Origin of the sequence: Xenophilus sp. Marseille-Q4582 (assembly GCF_916700565.1) — a bacterium.
Lineage (GTDB): Bacteria > Pseudomonadota > Gammaproteobacteria > Burkholderiales > Burkholderiaceae_C > Xenophilus.
In genome coordinates this window covers 694,775-713,040 of sequence record NZ_CAKAKO010000001.1, presented here as the reverse complement: position 1 = coordinate 713,040, position 18,266 = coordinate 694,775, and the positions used below count along the sequence as shown (strand labels likewise).

Annotated in this window: 14 protein-coding genes and 1 pseudogene; 7 read left to right on the top strand and 8 right to left on the bottom strand. The window is 73.1% G+C overall.

The window, feature by feature from the left end:
* Positions 1-75 precede the first annotated feature (75 nt).
* On the bottom strand, positions 76-1,311 hold the full coding sequence (locus LG388_RS03325; RefSeq protein ID WP_225781409.1) for a YihY family inner membrane protein: 1,236 nt from the start codon (positions 1,309-1,311) through the stop codon (positions 76-78).
* Between the two features lie 77 nt (positions 1,312-1,388).
* Between LG388_RS03325 and LG388_RS03320 the strand changes: the two genes are divergently transcribed.
* Positions 1,389-1,775: a DUF2069 domain-containing protein gene (locus LG388_RS03320; protein ID WP_225781408.1), complete on the top strand. Its 387-nt coding sequence runs from the start codon at positions 1,389-1,391 to the stop codon at positions 1,773-1,775.
* Here the strand turns inward: LG388_RS03320 and LG388_RS03315 are convergent.
* The gene (locus tag LG388_RS03315) at positions 1,765-2,685 is read right to left on the bottom strand and encodes a LysR family transcriptional regulator (protein ID WP_225781407.1); all 921 of its coding nucleotides are present in this window, start codon (positions 2,683-2,685) and stop codon (positions 1,765-1,767) included. The genes LG388_RS03320 and LG388_RS03315 overlap by 11 nt on opposite strands.
* 202 nt (positions 2,686-2,887) lie before the next feature.
* Here LG388_RS03315 and LG388_RS03310 point away from each other — a divergent pair, with 202 nt between their 5' ends.
* A complete protein-coding gene (locus LG388_RS03310) occupies positions 2,888-4,339 on the top strand; it encodes an FAD-binding oxidoreductase (protein ID WP_225781406.1) in 1,452 nt (483 codons plus the stop codon).
* 38 nt (positions 4,340-4,377) lie between these two features.
* On the opposite strand, the gene LG388_RS03305 is transcribed toward LG388_RS03310, so the two are convergent.
* Entirely contained in the window at positions 4,378-4,866 is a 489-nt protein-coding gene (locus LG388_RS03305; RefSeq protein ID WP_225781405.1) for a hypothetical protein, read from the bottom strand.
* A 227-nt stretch (positions 4,867-5,093) separates the two neighbouring features.
* Here LG388_RS03305 and LG388_RS03300 point away from each other — a divergent pair, with 227 nt between their 5' ends.
* The gene (locus LG388_RS03300) at positions 5,094-5,384 is read left to right on the top strand and encodes a hypothetical protein (protein ID WP_225781404.1); all 291 of its coding nucleotides are present in this window, start codon (positions 5,094-5,096) and stop codon (positions 5,382-5,384) included.
* 33 nt (positions 5,385-5,417) lie between these two features.
* On the opposite strand, the gene LG388_RS03295 is transcribed toward LG388_RS03300, so the two are convergent.
* Entirely contained in the window at positions 5,418-6,746 is a 1,329-nt protein-coding gene (locus LG388_RS03295) for an FAD-dependent oxidoreductase (RefSeq protein WP_225781403.1), read from the bottom strand.
* A gap of 2 nt (positions 6,747-6,748) precedes the next feature.
* Positions 6,749-7,729 carry a tripartite tricarboxylate transporter substrate binding protein gene (locus tag LG388_RS03290; RefSeq protein WP_225781402.1) on the bottom strand — a complete coding sequence of 327 codons (981 nt, stop codon included), beginning with the start codon at positions 7,727-7,729 and terminating at the stop codon, positions 6,749-6,751.
* 115 nt (positions 7,730-7,844) lie between these two features.
* On the opposite strand from LG388_RS03290, the gene LG388_RS03285 reads away from it, so the two are divergent.
* On the top strand, positions 7,845-8,726 hold the full coding sequence (locus LG388_RS03285; RefSeq protein WP_225781401.1) for a LysR substrate-binding domain-containing protein: 882 nt from the start codon (positions 7,845-7,847) through the stop codon (positions 8,724-8,726).
* Positions 8,727-8,816: 90 nt separating this feature from the next.
* Here LG388_RS03285 and LG388_RS03280 read toward each other — a convergent pair whose 3' ends face one another.
* Positions 8,817-9,110 (bottom strand): YkgJ family cysteine cluster protein, encoded by a 294-nt coding sequence (locus LG388_RS03280; protein ID WP_225781400.1) that lies wholly within the window; start codon positions 9,108-9,110, stop codon positions 8,817-8,819.
* 117 nt (positions 9,111-9,227) lie between these two features.
* Between LG388_RS03280 and LG388_RS03275 the strand changes: the two genes are divergently transcribed.
* From LG388_RS03275 to LG388_RS03265, 3 genes are read left to right on the top strand one after another with little or no spacing between them, the layout of a single operon-like run.
* A complete protein-coding gene (locus LG388_RS03275) occupies positions 9,228-10,049 on the top strand; it encodes a thymidylate synthase (protein WP_225781399.1) in 822 nt (273 codons plus the stop codon).
* 16 nt (positions 10,050-10,065) lie between these two features.
* Entirely contained in the window at positions 10,066-10,560 is a 495-nt protein-coding gene (locus LG388_RS03270; RefSeq protein WP_225781398.1) for a dihydrofolate reductase, read from the top strand.
* Entirely contained in the window at positions 10,550-11,659 is a 1,110-nt protein-coding gene (locus LG388_RS03265; protein WP_225781397.1) for an App1 family protein, read from the top strand. Before LG388_RS03270 ends, LG388_RS03265 begins: the two co-directional genes overlap by 11 nt.
* Positions 11,660-11,716: 57 nt before the next feature.
* Here LG388_RS03265 and LG388_RS03260 read toward each other — a convergent pair whose 3' ends face one another.
* Complete coding sequence (locus LG388_RS03260; protein ID WP_225781809.1) at positions 11,717-12,913, bottom strand: autotransporter domain-containing protein; 1,197 nt, start codon at positions 12,911-12,913, stop codon at positions 11,717-11,719.
* A 16-nt stretch (positions 12,914-12,929) separates the two neighbouring features.
* Positions 12,930-18,080, bottom strand: a pseudogene (locus LG388_RS03255) (autotransporter-associated beta strand repeat-containing protein); the annotation flags it as partial.
* Between the last annotated feature and the right edge of the window lie 186 nt (positions 18,081-18,266).

Below are 18,266 nucleotides of genomic sequence, written 5' to 3'. Positions count from 1 at the left end.
GTCGACAGCGGCGGCGGCCGTTGTCCGTCCGCACGGCCATCTCTGTTGACCGCAACGCCAGCGGGCTCCCGCGTCTCAGGCCGGCGGCGTTTCTTCGTGGCGCAGCACGTCCGCCAGCGTCAGCCCAGCCAGCGGACCGCCCTGCCACAGCGCTTCCACCGATGGTTCGCGCGGCAGCATCAGCGCGCGCACCAGCGGTTCCAGCGGGGTGCTGGCCGGCTCGACCAGCAGCACCTGGCGCGCCGCCTCGCCCGGTCGACCCTCCACGACTTCGGCCACCCAGTCGAGCGCCGCCAGGGCCTTGAGCGCCGGCGCCAGCTGCAGCAGGTCCACGCGCAGGCGGCGCGCGAGTGCGGGCGCCGAAAGCCCGCGCCGGGGCTGCGCGCGCGAGGCCGCCAGCTGCTGCAGCACTTCCACGGCCAGTTGCATGTGCCAGCCGGGCGCGCCGCCGGGCCGCGCCACGCCGCTCAGCAGGCTGGGCAGGTAGGCGGCGATCACCGCGCCGAGCAGCACGATGACCCAGGCCACGTAGATCCAGATGAGCAGGATGGGCACGGTGGCGAACGCACCGTACATCACCGAATAGGTAGGCACCGAGCTCAGGTACAGACCGAGCACGCGCTTGGCCACTTCGATGGCCAGGGCGACGAAGAGCCCGCCAGCCCAGGCGTGCGACCAGCGCACGCGCGTGTTGGGCACGTAGTGGTAGAGCGCCGCGACGCCCCCGGCCAGCAACAGCAGTTCCAGCGTGTTGAAGGGCAGGCGCAGCAGGCCGCCCTCGCCCACCACGCCGCGGGAGGCGGCGAACACCCAGGCCGTGGTCGACAGGCTGGCCGCCAGCAGCAGCGGGCCCAGCGTGAGCACGGCCCAGTAGATCAGCACGCGCTGCCCGAAAGGCCGCGGCGCCGGCACGCGCCAGATGTTGTTGAGCGTCTTGTCGATGGTGAGGATCAGCGCGATGGCGGTGGCCAGCAGCACCACCAGGCCGGCCACGCCCAGCTTGCTGGCGGCCCCGGCGAACTGCGTGAGGTAGCCCAGCACCTGGCGCGCGATGTCGGGCGGGATCAGGCTCTGTACCAGCCAGCGCTCCAGGCCCCGCTGCAGGTCGGCGAAGATGGGAAAGACCGTGAACAGCGCCAGCGCAACGGTGAAGAAGGGCACCAGGGCCATGGTGGTGGTGAAGGTGAGGCTGCTGGCCGTGAGGCCCAGCCGGTCCTCGCGGAAGCGCTCGCCCAGCACCTGCGCCGTGCTGCGCCACGGAAAACGGCCGAGGTCCTTCCAGAGTTGCTGGCGATCCATGCTGGGTATCATGCCACCCGCCTTGCAGGCACCCGCCCCCCGTCGCGCCGTGCGGCCATCCGCCTCGCACCTTCTGTGCTCTTTCCCACGTGAACGCTGCCACGAACCGCCCCCCTCCCGTCGTCGACGCCACGCGCTGGCTGGCCGTGGGCAGCCTGCTGGGGCTGATCGTGCTGGGCCTGGCGTGGGAGCTGTGGCTGGCGCCGCTGCGGCCCGGCGGCTCGTGGCTCGCGCTCAAGGTGCTGCCGCTCACGGTTCCGCTGGCCGGGCTGCTCAAGCACCGCATGTACACCTACCGCTGGGTGAGCCTGCTGGTGTGGGTCTACTTCACCGAAGGCGTGGTGCGCGCCTGGAGCGACACGCTGGCCATCAGCCGCTGGCTGGCGGGCGCCGAGATCCTGCTGTGCCTGCTGCTCTTCGTGGCCTGTGCGGCGCACGTGCGGCTGCGGCTGCGCGCGGCGCGGCTCAGCCGCTGAGGGCGGCCGGCGCCAGCCCCGGCCGCTGCGCCACGCGGCGCGCCTGCTGCACGATCGCCTCCTGGTACAGCGCCGCCGCGGCCGAGAGCGAGCGGCGCGGGTTGCGCAGCACCACGATACGCCGCGCCAGCGCCGGTTCAGCCAGCGGCTTGAATCCCAGGCCCTCGAAGCCCGGGCTCTGCGCCACCAGCGCAGGCACCAGCCCCAGGCCCAGGCCGGCGCGGATCGCCTGCTGCATCAGCGGCGGGTTCGACACCTGCAGCGCGGGCTCACGCACGGCCGGCGGCAGCCGGGCTTCGGCGCCGATCAGTTCACTGATCGCCGTGTCGCCCGTGAGCCCGACGAACACCTGCGCCGCCAGGTCGGCGGCCACCAGCCGGCGCTTGCGCAGCAGGGCATGGCCAGCGGGCGCGACCACGCCCAGGCGGTCGTTGAAGAGCGGCAGCACTTCCAGATGCTGCGCCTGCGGATGCCAGCCGCCCACGCCGAAGTCCACCTCGCCCTCGCGCACGCAGCGCACGATCACGCCGCCGCTTTCCTCGCGCAGCACCACGCGGATGCCGGGGTGCGCCGCGCGCAGGGCCGGCAGGCAGGGCAGCACCACCGAGGCCAGCACCGACGGCGCCGCCGCGAGCGTGAGCAGGCCCTCGCGCAACGAGGCCAGCTCGTCCATACGCCGCAGGCCGTGGTCCAGCGAGCCCAGCGCCTGCCGCACGTCTTCGAGCAGCAGGGCGCCGGCCTGGGTGAGCCCGCTGGTGCGCGTGGTGCGCTCCAGCAGCCGCACGCCGGCCGCCTCCTCCAGCTGCTTGACCAGGCCCGAGAGTGCCGATTGCGTGATGAACAGCTCGCGCGCGGCCGGCGCAAAGGCGCCGTGCCGCGCCACGGCCTCGAAGGCGCGCAGCTGCCGCATGCTGACTTTGTTCGACCAACTGAACATAACTCTTCGAATTATCAGGATTGGCAAGCACAACGCCAGGGCTTAACCTTGGGCCATCGGCGAAGCGCCCTTTCGTTCTTTTTCTTTCGCGCCGCGCGTCCAGCGCTGCGGCGCCCCGCGCGTCTCCTGCTTCCATCCGTTTGCTGCCGCTGCTTCAACGCCCTGCGTGCCCACCATGACCCCCGCTGCCCTCACCGACCTTCTTGCTTCGCTCACCGCCATCGTCGGCCCCGCCCACGTGCTGACCGAGGGGGACCTCACGGCCTATGAACAGGACTGGCGCAAGCGTGCGCGCGGCAAGGCGCTGGCGGTGGTGCGCCCCGGCAGCACGGCCGAAGTGGCGGCCGTGGTCCAGGCCTGCGCCGCCGCGGGCGCCGCGCTGGTGCCGCAGGGCGGCAACACCAGCATGGCCGTGGGCGCCATCCCCGATGGCAGCGGCCGCCAGGTGGTGCTGAGCCTCACGCGGCTCAATGCCATCCGCGAGATCGACGCCGCCAACCTCACCATGACCGTCGAAGCCGGCTGCGTGCTGCAAGTGGTGCAGGAAGCCGCGGACCAGGCCGGCCTGCTGTTCCCGCTGAGCCTGGCGGCCGAAGGCAGCTGCACCATCGGCGGCAACCTGGCCACCAATGCGGGCGGCACGCAGGTGGTGCGCTACGGCAACACGCGCGAGCTGTGCCTGGGCCTGGAAGTGGTCACCGCGCAGGGCGAGGTGTGGTCGGGCCTGTCGGGCCTGCGCAAGGACAACACCGGCTACGACCTGCGCGACCTGTTCGTGGGCAGCGAGGGCACGCTGGGCGTCATCACCGCCGCCACGCTCAAGCTCTACCCCAAGCCGGCCGCGCAGCTCACCGCGTGGGCCGCCGTGCCCAGCTTCGACGCGGCCGTCGAGCTGCTGGGCCTGGCGCACCAGCACCTGGGCTCCGGCCTCACGGGCTTCGAGGTCATGGGCCGCTTCGCGCTGAGCTTGGTGGCCAAGCACATGCCGCAACTGCGTGTGCCCTTCATCGACAACGAAGAGGTGCCTTACTGCGTGCTGCTGGAGAACTCCGACAGCGAGTCCGAGGAGCACGCGCGCGGCCGCTTCGAGGCGCTGCTGGAAACCGCCTTCGAAGCCGGCTGCGTGAGCGATGCCGTGGTGGCCGAAAGCCTGGCGCAGGCCCGCGAGCTGTGGCACATCCGCGAAAGCATTTCGATGGCGCAGGCCGAGGAAGGGCTGAACATCAAGCACGACATCTCGGTGCCCGTGTCGCGCATCCCGGCCTTCTGCGCCGAGACCGACGCGCTGCTGCAGCGCACCTTCCCGGGCGTGCGCCTGGTCAACTTCGGCCACCTGGGCGACGGCAACCTGCACTACAACGTGCAGGTGCCCGTGGGCGGCGACCCCAAGGCCTTCCTGCGCGACCGGGAGGAGGCCGTGAACACGCTGGTCTACGACCAGGTGGAGAAGTTCGGCGGCTCCTTCTCGGCCGAGCACGGCATCGGCGAGTTGAAGGTCCACAAGCTGGAAAAGCACAAGTCGCCGGTGGCGCTGGGCCTGATGCGCGCCATCAAGGGCGCGCTGGACCCGCAGGGCCTGCTGAACCCGGGCCGCGTGCTGCGCGCCGGAGCGACGCGCCCGCACTGAGCCCGGTGGCGCGCCCGCGAGGGGCGCGCGCTGCAGAGCTACAGCCCGTCCCGGTCCGAATCGCCGGGCACGGCGCGCTCGACGCGGTCGCTCAGGCGCTGCCACGCGTCGCGCGAAGCCGGCCGCGCGCGTTCCCAGTCCAGCGTGGAGCGGCCCCGGGTGTTCGTCCAGTCCTGCGCCAGGTCCGCATCGAGGTCCTCGAAGCTGCGGCCCTGCCCCTGGTACCTGGCATATGCGTTCACGCCGTGGCTGTAGGCCGGACCGTAGTCGTCATAGCTGGCGCCGCTGGCGTAGGGGCGGCTGGAGAAGTTGTCGCGCCAGTAGGAATCCTCCGCGGCCGGGTCCACGTTCGCCATGCCCTTGCCGGCCATGGCGCCCATGACCGCGCCCGCCGCCGCGCCCACGGCCGCGCCGACCGGGCCGGTCATGCCGCCCACGGCCGCACCGGCTGCCGCGCCGCCGGCCACGCCGCCCGCCACGCCGCCGACGGCCGCACCCACGCCCGTGGCCTTCTTGTCGTCACTCATGTCGATCTCCTTTGGGGTTGAAGTGAACGTCCACCGTAGGCAGGGTGCCGGGCCCGCCATGCAGGACGCGCCGCCATGCCGCCGTCAGTGCAGCCGCGAGCGCCCCGCGCCTACGACGCCGCCGCGGCGGCGGATCGCATCGGCGTGCGCCAGGGCCGGGCGATGACGACAGCGCCATGCGCCGTTCGCCCACGCGGCGCGCCCGGCGCCGGTCCTAGACAGGGGACATGCGTCGCCCTGTCCTGCCCCGCTCCACCCTGCGGCAAAGCGCGGCCGCCGCCGCGCTGCGTGCGCTGCCCGTGCGCGAACGCATCACGCAGATGCTGCGCGACGGCGGCGAGTTGCGGGAGGTGGCGCCACGGCGCTATGCGACGCCCGATGGCGCGCTGCACCACCTGAGCGCGCGCACGTTGCAGGCCGCGCTGCGCGCAGGCGTGCTGCTGCGCGTGGCCGAGGGGCACTATGTGCTGGCTGCGCGGCGGCCGCGGGCCGGGGCGGCGCGCGAAGAGCCGGGCTGAATGCGCGAGTGCCGGCGCCGGCCCAAGCCCGCTTCAGGCCAGGCAAGCGCCCGCGTCCAGCAGGGCGGCGCGCAGGCGCTGCACCGACACCGCACGCGCGGCGGCCCGCTCGCCCTGCGCAGCCGCCTGCGCGGCCGCCACGCCGGCGGCCTGCCCGACGGCCATCGAGATGGTCATGACGCGGATGGCCGCCAGCGCCTTGTGCGACGCCGAGATGCCGCGGCCCGCGGCGAGCACGTTGTCCAGGCCCGCGGGGCACAGGCTGCGGTAGGGGATCTGGTAGGCATGGTCGTCGCCCAGCGCCGAGTACTCGAGTTCGCCGCCCGCGGCCGGATGGATGTCGATCGGATAGGCGCCCGCCGCGATGGCATCGTCGAAAGCCACGGGCGCCAGCAGTTCCTCGGCCGTGAGCACATGCTCGCCCCGCACGCGCCGCGTCTCGCGCACGCCCACCTGCGTGCCGAAGGCCTGCAGCCGCCCTTGCGCGCAGCCCGGCACGGCGTGGCGCAGGAACTTGGCCGCGCACCAGGCCTGCCGGCGGCCCTCGATCTCGGCACGGCCCAGCGCCATCGCATCGGTGGCGTCGACGGCGAGGCGGCTCACGTTGAACCAGCCGTCCTGCGAGAAGGGGGCGCGCGCCACGTGCAGCGCCGCGCGGGCCAGGGCGCCCTCCTCGTAGCCGCGGCGGGCCAGCGCACCGATGTCGGCCGCTTCGAGGGCGGCGAAATCGATGGGCCCGAAGCGGAACATCATCGTGGCCGGCTGCAGCGCCTCGCCCGCTTCCAGCGACAGGAAGGATGCGCCGGCCTTGCGCAGCGCATCCATGTCGCCGGACGCGTCGACGAGCATGCGCGGCCGCACGGCCACGATGCCGCTCTTGGTCAGTGCGCGCACCTGCGTCACGCGCGCGCCCTCGCGCTGCACGTCCAGCAGGCTGGCGTGCAGCAGGGGTTGCACGCCGGCGTCGCTGACCATGTCGTCCAGCACCAGCTTGAGCACCTCGGGCGCATATTCGACGCGGTCCATGCGGTGGCCGGTGGACATCACGAAGGTCTCGTGCGCCGCGGCCGCGCCGTAGATGCGCAGCCGGTCCACCACTTCCTGCGCCAGCCCGGCCACCACGCGCCGGCCGTTGGCCGTCTGCCAGCTGTTGAACTGCGCCACGGCGCCGGCGGTGGCGTTGCCGCCCAGGAAGCCGTAGCGCTCCAGCAGCAGCACACGCGCACCGGCGCGCGCAGCGGCCACGGCCGCCATGGTGCCGGCCACGCCGGCCCCGCACACGAGCACGTCGGCGCCGAGCACCTGGGGGGCCGGCGCGTCTTGCGCCATGGCCGGAGCGAGGGAGGCGGCGGCGGTCGTCATCGTCAGCCGGCCTTGATGCCGCGGGCCTGGATGACGACCGCGTAGCGCGCCGTCTCCTGCTGCAGGAACTGCGTGGTCGCGCTGCGCGAGAGGATGAAGGGCGACACGTTGAGCAGCGCGAAGCGGCTCCTGGCGGCTTGCGACTGCAGCGCCTGCGCCAGCAGGCTTTCGAGCCGCGCCAGCCCTTGCGCCGGGATCGTGCCCCTGGGAGCGAGCAGCGCGGCCCATCCCTGCACTTCGAGCGCCGCGAAGCCCAGTGCGCGCACCGTGGGCACGCCCGGCAGCTCCGGCACTTCCTGCGGCGAAGAGACGGCCAGCGCACGCAGCCGGCCCGACTGGAGGTGCGGCGCCACGCTGGGCAGGTTGAGGAAACCGAAGTCCACCAGCCCGCTGATCATCTCGGGCAGCAGCGCGCTTTCGCCCTTGTAGGCGACCGGCGTGATCTGCGTGCCCACCTGGCCGGCAAAGATCTCCGACGCGATGTGGGCCAGCGTGCCGTTGCCGCTGTTGCCGGCCGTCATGCCGGGCTGGGCCTTGGCCTGGGCGACCAGGTCCTGGAAGGACTTGGCGGGTGCGCCCGCGGGCACCACCAGCACCAGCGGCTGGGCCGACACCATGCCGATGGCGTCGAAGTCCCGCGCCGGGTCGGAGCCCAGCTGCGGGTTGAGCGAGGGGTTGATGACCATGCTGTTGCTGGCCATCAGCAGCGTGTGGCCGTCCTTGGCCGCGGCCGCGGCGGCCACGCCGATGGCGCTGCCCGCGCCCGGCTTGTTCTCCACGATCACGCCCTGGCCCAGCGCAGGCGCGAACAGGTCGGCCAGCAGCCGGGCCGATGAATCGGCTCCGCCGCCGGGCGCGAAGGGCACGATGATGCGAACGGCCTTGGTGGGCCAGCCGCTGGCCGCGAAGCCGCGGGTGGAGAAAGCGGCGGCGCAGGCCGCCAGGCCCGCCAGCACGCGGCGGCGAGGAAGGGCGAGGGTCATGGGTGTCTCCGTCTGTGGCAGCGCGCAATGCTCCCGCAGGCCGGCCATATCCGCCAATACCATGGCTTGCCCGGGCCATAACATCGCGTTATCCGCTTTCCCAGGAGGCCGTGCGATGAATCTTCGGCAGATCGAGGTGTTCCGGGCCGTGATGCTCACGGGCTCGGTGACCGATGCCGCCCGCCTGCTCCATGTCTCCCAGCCCGGCATCAGCCGCATGCTGGGCCACATCGAGCTGCAGCTGGGCCTGCAGCTTTTCGAGCGCACGCCCGGCAGGCTGCGCCCCACGCCGGAGGCGCAGTCGCTGTACTCGGAGGTGGACCTGGTCTACCAGGGCGTGCAGCGCATCGAGCGCCGCGCGCAGGACCTCAAGAGCGGCGCCGGCCTGTCGCTGCGCGTGCTGGCCAGCCCCAGCACGGCGCTCGAAGTGGTGCCCCAGGCCATCTCGGCCCTGACGGCCCGCTTTCCCACCGCACGCATCTACATGGAAACGCAGCTGGTGCGCGAAATGGTGGCGCAGCTGGTGCGCCACGAGGCGGACATCGCCGTCTCCACCCTGCCGGTCGATCATCCGCTGCTGAGCGCGCAGGGGGTGGGGCACTGGTCCTTCGCCTGCGTCTTCCGGCCCGACCACGCGCTGGCCGCGCGCAAGCGCATCACGCTCCAGGAGCTGCGGGACGAGCGCCTGATCGCCTTCAGCCCCGACACGCCGCAGGGCCAGCTGATCGCGCGGCACTGGCAGGACAAGGGGCTGCAGCCCCATGCGCAGATCGAGGTGCGTTCCGGGCAGGTGGCCTGCTCGCTCGCCGCCTGCGGCGCGGGCGTGGCCATCGTGGACGCGCTCACGGCCCGCGCCTGGAATGGCCAGAAGCTCAGCCATCGCCCCTTGCGCGCCGCGCCCACGCACCCGGTGCAGGTGCTGCGCCCCGCCAACGAGCCGCCCTCGGCGCTCGCGCGCGCCTTCATCGCCGAAGTGCGCAAGGCCTTCGCGCCTTGAGAACGTGTTCAAGGTCTCGCAGGGGTCGCGTTGGAGCGCAATCGGGATGAGTTCGCAGGCCGGTCGCGCCGCATGGACTTGTGTCCATGATCACGGCGCGGGCGCCGTCTGCGCTTCCAGCCAGGCCAGCCGCTGCAGGGCCTGCGCCCGGTCGCTGCCGCACATTTCCGGCGACGGCTGCAGCCCGCCGCAGACCGCCGGGCGCTCCGGCCGGCCGAAGAGGCGGCAGCGCAGCTGCTCGTCCAGCTGCACGCAAGGCACGCCCGCCGGCTTGCCCTGGGGCATGCCGGGAATCGGCGAGCTGATCGAGGGCGCGATGCAGCAGGCGGCGCAGGCGCTGCGGCATTCGAAGCGGGGCACGGGCGGCGCGCACAAAGAAGGCATGGGCCGGCATTGGACCATGGGAGCCCCGCCCGATCGCCCGATTGCCCGGTGGCCATGCAGGCCGGACGACCGGGCAAAGCCCCCTCCTAGAATCCCCGGAGATTTCCAGGCCCTGCCATGACCCGCTCCGACACCGCTCCCATCCGCCATCAGTACGAGGACTTCATGCGCCACGTGGACACGCACGGCGTGTTCAAGGCCGACCGCACGGGCACCGGCACCAAGAGCGTGTTCGGCCACCAGATGCGCTTCGACCTGAACGAGGGCTTTCCGCTGGTCACGACCAAGAAGGTGCACGTCAAGTCCGTGATCCACGAGCTGCTGTGGTTCCTGGCGGGCTCGTCCGACAACAACTGGCTGCGCGAGCGCGGCGTGACCATCTGGGACGAGTGGGCGCGCGAGGACGGCGACCTGGGCCCGGTGTACGGCGTGCAGTGGCGCAGCTGGCCCACGCCCGACGGCGGCCACATCGACCAGATCGCGCAGGTGATCCAGACGCTCAAGACCAACCCCGATTCGCGCCGCATCATCGTGAGCGCCTGGAACGTGGCCGAGCTGGACAAGATGGCGCTGATGCCCTGCCACGCCTTCTTCCAGTTCTACGTGGCCGAGGGTCGGCTCAGCTGCCAGCTCTACCAGCGCAGCGCCGACATCTTCCTGGGCGTGCCCTTCAACATCGCCAGCTACGCGCTGCTCACGCACATGATCGCGCAGCAGTGCGACCTGCAGGTGGGCGACTTCATCTGGACCGGCGGCGACTGCCACATCTACAGCAACCACGCCGAGCAGGTGGCGCTGCAGCTGTCGCGCGAACCGCGGCCCTACCCCACGCTTAGGATCAAGCGCCGGCCCGATTCCATCTTCGACTACCAGTACGAGGACTTCGAGTTCGAGGGCTACGACCCGCATCCGGCCATCAAGGCGCCGGTGGCGGTGTGACGAGCGGCAGGCAGGCATGGCACCCCGCATCAACCTCATCTACGCGCGTGCCGCCAATGGCGTGATCGGCGTGAACAACGCGCTGCCCTGGCACCTGCCCGAAGACCTGGCGCATTTCAAGCGCCAGACGCTGGGCGCGCCCGTGGTGATGGGCCGCAAGAGCTGGGATTCGCTGCCGCCGCGCTTCCGGCCGCTGCCAGGGCGCACCAACATCGTGGTCACGCGGCAGGCCGATTGGCGGGCCGAAGGTGCGCAACGCGCGGGCAGCCTGGCCGAGGCCTTCGCGCTGGCGGGCGACGTGCCCGAGCTCTGGGTCATCGGCGGCGCGCAGGTCTATGCCGAAGCCGAGCCCCTGGCCCAGCGCGCCGTCGTGACCGAGATCGCCAGGGACTTCGAGGGCGATGCCTTCGCGCCCACGCTGGGCCCGGCCTGGCGCGAGACCGCGCGCGAGGCGCATGTGGCGGCCAGCGGCCTGCCCTTCGCCTTCGTCACCTACGAGCGTGGGGTCTGAGGACCGTGCGCCCGCCACGCGCCGCCAGCTGCTGCAGCGGGCGGCGCTGCTGGCGCCCGGCCTGATGGCCTGGCCAGCCTGGGCCCGCGCACGGGCACTGCGGCGCGACGAGCAGGTGATGTTCGTGCCCGCCGTCGCGCGCTGGCTGGACGCGCAACGGGTCGAGGCCGAGATCCACGCCTGGGTCTACGAACGCGAGCGCCGCCGCGGCGTGCAGGCGCTGTTCGCGCGCTACCTGGGGCTGGACCGCGCCGCGCTTTCGGCCGAAGACCGTGCGCGCTTCGACGCGCGCTGCGCGCTCTTCCTCACCGATTCGGAGCGCGGCAAGGTCATCGACGTGGCCTTCGAGGCGCCCCTGCGCGAGGTGCATGCCCTGCCCGCCACCGATGCCGCCGGCCGCAGCCAGGCGCGCGTGGGGGTGGATGCGGGCGCGCTGGCCCCCGACGTGCGCACCCTGCCCTTCCACGCCCGGCTGAGCGAAGGCGACACGCGACGCTTCCTGGGCCATGCGCTGCTGGTGCCCGAACAGGGGCTGTCGGTGATCTCGGACATCGACGACACGGTCAAGATCACGCAGGTGCATGACCGGCGCGAGATGCTGCTCAACACCTTCGTGCGGCCCTTCCAGGCCGCGCCCGGCCTGGCCGCGCATTTCCGCCGCCTGGCGCAGGCCGAGGGCACGCGCTTCCACTACCTCTCGGCCAGCCCGTTCCAGCTCGCGCCCGCGCTGGAGGATTTCCTGCGTGACGAGGCCTTCCCGGCCGGCAGCCTGCACCTGCGCGAAAGCACGCGCTGGACCACGCTGATCCCGGGCAGCGGCGTCTCGCGTGCGCACAAGCTGGGCGTGATCGCGCAGTTGCTGGCCGACTTTCCGCAACGGCGCTTCCTGCTGGTGGGCGATTCGGGCGAGGCCGATCCCGAGATCTATGCCCAGGTGGCGCGCGAACATCCGGACCGCATCGCGGCCATCGTGATCCGCGACGTGCAGGGCGAAGGCCGCGAGGCCGCCCGCTTCGTGCAGAGCTTCTCGCAGCTGCCCGGCCCCCTCTGGCACCTGCTCACGCCCGATGGCGAGGGCTGGCCCGCCGGCAGACCCTAGCGCGCAGCAAGGCCCGTTTGCCGGGTTCTGGCCCCGCGTGCTGGCCCCGGGGCCGCCTCACCAGCGCAGCTTCACGCCCACGCTGGCATTGACGCCGCTCTGGATGCGCGCGTCACCGCCCGAAGCCCAGAGCTTGCCCAGCTCGCCGTACACGCTGGTGCGCGGGCTCGGCTGCCAGGTGGCGCCCAGGGCCAGCTCGCTGCGGGTGCCGCCCGTCGCGGTGGCGATGTCCGTGAACGCGGCCGGGCCGATGAAGCGGGCGGTGTCCGTGCCGCTGCTGCGCCGGTACACGTTCAGCCGCGCATAGGGCTGCACCGTGCCGGCGCCGGCCTGGAACTCGCCCCGGACCCGCAGGCCGGCGCGCATGGTCCAGCCGCTGGGGCTGTCCTGCCGGACCTGGGCGCCGGCGATGGCGCCATCGTCCAGGCGGATGCGCTGGTGCACCAGCTGCAGCTGCGGCTCGACCACCCAGCGCGGCGCGATGGCGAAGGCCCGGCCCAGCTCGACGGACGCCAGCAGGCTGTCGCCCTTGCCCGAGCCGGCGAAGGCGGCCGTGGGGTGCACGCTGTAGCGGTGGCGGCCGGCCTGCAGCACGCCGTCGACGTACAGGCCCGCGTCGCTGGCCCAGGTGGCATAGGCGCCCAGGTACTGGCTGCGCAGGTCGTTGGCGCCGCTGGCGTAGTTCTGCATGCCGCGGGCAAAGCCCGACACGCGCACATCGCCTTCCAGCTGGCCCACGTAGACGCCGGCGCGCCATTGCGGGTTCGCCCACAGGTCGGTGCCGGCCTGGAAGCCGCTCAGGCGGCCGCTGCTGTGCGGGCTGACGGTGCCGGCCTGGCGGATGTCGCGGTCGACGCTCACGACGCGGCCCCAGGCCTGGCGGTGGCCGGCCGAGGCCGCGGGGACGCCGGCGCCGGCCGCGTCGTCGCCCATGCGCTGGTGCAGGTTGCCCACCATCGCCAGGTCGCTTTCGCGCAGCTGACCGGGCAGCGCCGCGTACAGCGAGGCCTCGGCGCGGTACATCGGCAGCGAGAGCGCGGGAGCGGGGCGGGCGCGGGGCCGGCGGTGCAGGTGGCGCGGGCGGTGGCGGCTCCGGCGCGGGGGCGGGCGGCTGTGGCGCGGGCGGCTGGGGGCCGGTGCCGGCGGTTGCGGCGCAGGCGCGGGCGGTTCCGGCGCCGGTGCGGGGGCTGCGGGGCTGGCGCGGGTGGTTCCGGCGCAGGCGCGGGGGCTGCGGGGCCGGAGCCGGCGGCGCAGGCGGCGCAGGTGGTGGCGGCGGTGGCGGTGGCGGTGGCGGTGGCGGTGGCGGTGGCGGCGGTGGCGGTGGCGGCGGCGGCGTGGAGGTGCTGCTGCTCAGATACGCGGCATCCGCGGTCGTGGTCAGCCGGTAGTCGTAGGCGCCCGCGGACACGGCATGGGCCAGCGTGAAAGCGCCACTGGCGATGCCGCCCGTGGTGCTGACGATCTCGATGCCGTCGCCGCTGGTCCGGCCGCCCAGGCCGCCCAGGTTGGTCACGCTCACGCGGGTCGTGCCGCTGGCGCTGCCGTTGACCACCAGCCTGTCCGTCACGCTGGCGCTGGTGCCCAGCGCCGTGCCCAGGCGCAGCAGGCCGTTGTTGCCCACGTAGTCGCCATTCACCGTCAGGGTGCTGCCGGGCGCGGTGCTCAGCAAGTTGACGGTGCCCGCGTTCGTGAGGCTGCGCACGGCCTGGTGGAAACCCCCCGTATCCAGCGTGGCGCCGGCGGCCACGGTGACGGCGCTGGCGGGGGCGAACGCGCCCGCGGTGCCGGCGCGCAGCGTGCCTTCGGCCACCACGGTGGAGCCCGTGTAGCTGTTGTTCGCGGCGCCCAGGACGAGCGTGCCGGCGCCGGTCTTGGTCAGGTCCGCGGTGCCGATGATGCCGCCCGAGAGCGTGGCGGTGAAGGTGGCGGTGTCGAAGGTCGGATCGTTCGTGCCCATCATGAAGATGGGGTTCGCGATCACGAGGTCGCCGGCGGCAAAGCCCAGCGTCGTGCCGTCGTCCAGGTTCAGCGTGCCCGTGCCCAGGGCCGTGCTGCTGCCCACGGACAGCGTGCCCCGCTTGACGAAGGTGCCGCCGCCATGGCTGTTGTGGCCGGTGAGCGTGGTCACGCCGCTGCCCAGTTGCCACACCGCGCCTCCTCCGCTGAGGTCGCCGGCCAGCGTGATCGCGTCGCTGCGGTCCACGGCCAGGCGCGCGTCCCGGGCGATGTCCACGGCACCCGCACCGGCCTGGCCTGCGGTGCCGCCTGCGCCCAGTTGCAGCGTGCCCGCGTCGATGCGCGTGCTGGCCGCTTCCAGGTCGCGGTCCAGCACCCAGGTGCCGGCGCCCTGCTTGACCAGCATGCCCGCGAGGCGCGTGCGGCCGGTCACCGCGTCGGACTGCAGCTGGCGGGCGCTCGCAGCCGCCTCCAGCGTGAGCGTGGAGGCGGCGTGGCTGCCCATGGCCAGGTCGCCCTCGATGCGGCCGCCGCTTTGCAGCGTGACGGCCTGCTGCGCTCCCTCGGCCAGCTGCACATGGCCGCTCAGCGTGCCGGCATTGCGCAAGGTGGTGGCGCCGCCGGACAGGACGCTCGCGCCGCCCGCATCCGTGGCCGCGATGGAGGCGCCCGCCTCGTTGGTCACGCTGCCGCCGGCCTGCAGCCACACGCCCTGCGCCGTGCCCTGGATGGATGCGCCGTTGCGGTTGTGGAGCGTGCCGGGCACGAAGTCGAAGAGCACGCCGCTGCCTGCGGCACCCGTGGCCGCGATGTGGGCCGCATCGTTGTTCACGGTGCCCCCCCTCAGCACCGCCACCCCGGAGACCACGCCGCGAATGGCGGCACCGGCCCGGTTGTCGACCCCGGAGTCGGCGCCGCCGAGGTAGACGCCGTGGCTGGCCAGCCCTTCGATGATGCTGCCGGCACCTTCGTTGGTCACCGTGGCACCTGCGCTGGCGAAGATGCCGCCGCCTGCCCCCGTGATGCGCGCGCCGCGGGTGTTGTCGACGGCGAGCGCGCCGCCGACGGAGGACGCCACGCCCACGCCCACGCTGCCGCCGTCCACACCGCCCTGGATGACACTGCCCGGACCGTCGTTGCCCACGGCCCCGCCCGCATCCAGGAAGACACCGATGTTGTCGCCCTGCAGGGTGGCGCCCCCGCGGTTGTTCACGCTGCTGCCGGCGCCCATCAGGTCGACCGCCTTGCTGTTGCCGCCGCTGGCACGGATTTGCCCGCCGTCCCGGTTGACGACGTGGGTCGCGCCGTTCCATCCGGCGACGGCGTTGTCCGCTCTGCTCAGCGTGCCCGCGTTGTCCAGCGTGGCGCCGTTGTGCAGCCGCACGGCGTTGCCGAGCGCCACGCCGCCTGTCACGCGCAGCGTGGCGTCATCGGCCGTGACCAGGCCCGTGCCCAGCGCCCCGGTGCCGGCGGCCACCAGCGTGCCCCCGCCCCGGGCCGTGGTTCCGCCCGAATAGCTGCTGGCGCCGGCAAGGGTGAGCGTGCCGCCGCCTGTGGCGATCAAGCCGTTGCTGGCGCCCGGGCTGTCGATGAGCGGCACCGACAGCGTGGCTTGCACGCCCGGCCCGGTGCTGACCGTGCCGGCCGGCGCCGCGGCGGAATCGGGCGCGGGCGCGATGACCAGCGCGCCCCCTGCGCCGGGTGCGGCGGCGATCGTGTAGCCGTCGGTCACGAACTGCAGCGTGTCGAAGGGCAGCTTCCCGTGCACGTTCACGTCGCCGCGCGCGCCGCCGAACACCGCGACCGAGTTGCGCCAGCCTGCCGAATGGGTCAGGTCGGGATCGGGCCCGCCGGCCTGCCGGTCGAGCCAGTTGACCGCGCCCGTTTCCCAGCTGCCGCTGCCGCCCACCCATGCCGGCGGATCGGCGCTGTTGCCGCCGTTCCAGAACTGGATCGTCTGGCCCGCGCCCTGCACCGAGAGATTGACCTGCCCCGGAACGCCTTGCGCCGCTGGCGTGCTCGTGATCTGGTAGCTGGCCGCGGGATCATCCCCGATGCGCACGCTCGACGTGCCCGCATCGAACTGGCCCGCGACCTGGCCCGTTCCGTAATCGAACAGGCGGTACCAGCCGGCCGACGCCGCCGTGGCCTGCAAGGCGCCGCCCAGCGTGAGGTGGCCCCCCACGCGCACCCAGTCATTGCTGTCGCCGCCCGCCACCCCGGGCTGGCCCAGATCGAACCTGCTCACCGAACCGGCGCCGAGGGTGAGATCGCCGTCGATGGTCAGCGTGGCCGGGCCGCTGCCCGGCGACAGGGTGCCGCCGCTCGCCACCGCCACATGGCCGCCGATGCGGCCCGCGCCGGCCAGCGTGCCTCCGTTGACCTGGACATCGCCGGCCACCGAACCGTGGACGGCCAGGGTGCCCATGCCCACCGTGGTGGGGCCCGTATAAGTGTTGGCGCCCGTCAGCGTGGCCGTGCCGGTGCCCTGCTTGACGATGCCGCCCGTGCCGCTGATGACGCCCGCGAAGATCTGGCTGCTCGCGTCGCCGAAGGTCAGCGTGCGCGCGCCGAGCACCACCTGGCTGCCGATGCCCCCTGACAACGCTCCCACGGTCTGGTCGGCGTCTGCGGCGTCGATGGCGAACGTAGCGCTCGGCCCCGCGAGGCTCATGCGGCCTGTGGCCGACAGCGCGCCACTGCCGCTGAGCGCCAGCGTGCCCCGGCCGACGACCGTGCCGCCGGTGTAGCTGCTGGCGCTGGTCAGCGTCAGCGTCCCGACGCCTTCCTTGATCAGGCCGTTGCTTTGCGTGGCCGCCGAGCCGAACGCCGTGCCGACTGCGATGTCGTGGCCGTTGGTGTCGAACACCACGCCCTGGTCGCCCAGCGTGACGGCGTCGAAGCCGGCCAGGAAGGAGCGGCGGTCCGGCTCGCCGGGCTGGCTGGGCGGGACCGTGGCCGAATCCGCGCTCGCGCGCAGCACGCCGCCGTCGAGGTTCAGCGTGACGGATTGCGGCCCCCTGGCAAGCAGATCGGTCTGCAGAACACCCCGTCCCGCCTGCGGCGAGCCCAGCAGGTTCAGGCTCACCCGATCCCCCGCGTCCCCGCCGCTCATGAGCACCAGCGGCGCGTGCACCTCGCCCCCGTTCTGGATGGTCAGCGACGTGTCGCCCCCGCCCGCGGCCTGCAGCCACAGATAGGCCGGATCCGCCCCGGATGCCACGGTCCACTGGGACCCCTTGCCCGACACAGACACCGCGGCCGTACCGCCGTTGGCACTGACCGCGCTCAATCCCGTCTCCAGCCGGGCCCCGGCTTCGATGTGCAGCTCGCTGCGGCCGCCCGCCGCTGCCACGGAAAGCACCTGCCCCTGCGTGTTCCACGAGGCGCCCGCGCCCGTCAGCGTCACGGCCGCCGTGCCACCGGCCTGCGCGCTCACGGAAGACGGCCCGCTCAGCACACGCGCGCCTTGCGCCACGCGCATCTGGGCCGTGGTTCCTTCGGAGAGACTCCCGATGAGCAGGCTCTGCCCTGCGGCGTTCAGCGTCGAGCCGTTGCCGTCGACCGTGAGGATGCCCTCCCCGGCGGTCCCCACGGCCACGCCCTGGGTGCTGCGCACTTCGCCGCCACCAGAGATCATGAGCTCGCCCTTGCCCGCAGCGCCCACGAGGATGGAGGTGCCCGACAACAGGGAGCCTTCGCCGTCCACGGTCAGCACGCCATGCGCCTTGGACGCGCCTTCGGCCTGGATGCCATAGCCTCCGCCCACGATGGTGTACCGCTCGCTGTTCTCGACCGTCCCCCCGTCCAGCACCTGGAGCTCGCCCTTGCCGCGAACGCCCACTTCCAGGTCTTCCTGCGTGATGCGCAACAGCGAGTCCCGTCCGCGCACGGTCAGCTTGCCTTCGCTCGCGCCGGCCCCGGCCTGTTCATAGGCGACATGCGCCGCGCCCGCCTCCACCTGGGCCCCGTCCTCGATGCGCAGCTCACCCTGGCCCTGGTAGCCCACCATCAGGCGGGAGGTGGTGGTCCAGCGCGACCCCGCCCCCGAGACGCTCACATGGCCCTGGGCACCTGCCGCGTACCCGATCGCGCCGAAGGCGCTGCCCACGGTGGCGCCGCCGCTGATCCGCAGGCGCCCCGGCCCCGTGTCGCCCACCAGCAGCGCGTGGTCCGCGAAGCCCCACGGCAGCGGCACCGGGTTCGTGACCTGGACCTTCGCGCCGGCGTTCTGCAGATCGGGCGTGACCCAGACGTCCTGCTCGACGGCATCCACCTCGACGCGCTGCTGGGCCCAGGCACCGGAGAAGAAGGGCGCAGCCACGGCCGCCGCGGCCAGCCAGCCGGCGCCGCCATGGACCCGCGTGCGGCTGGACGAGGTCTTGCCGCGTCCGCGCGCGCTTTCGCTCACGGCCTGCCAAAGGCCCAGCGTGCTGTTGAAGATCACTCGGTAGATTCTGTTCATCGTTCACGTCGCGGCGAAATGGAGGAGAGGCATGCGAGCGGGGCCATCCGTCCTCGCAAGGCGCGAACCTGGCATGAGTGCGTCGGCGGCAAGGCCGAAGGGCCGCCGACGCCCTGGACGGCAGAGGTGTCCGCCCGCCTTGCGCCGCCATGGCCTGCGGGGGCCGGCGGCGCCGTCCACGTCCCC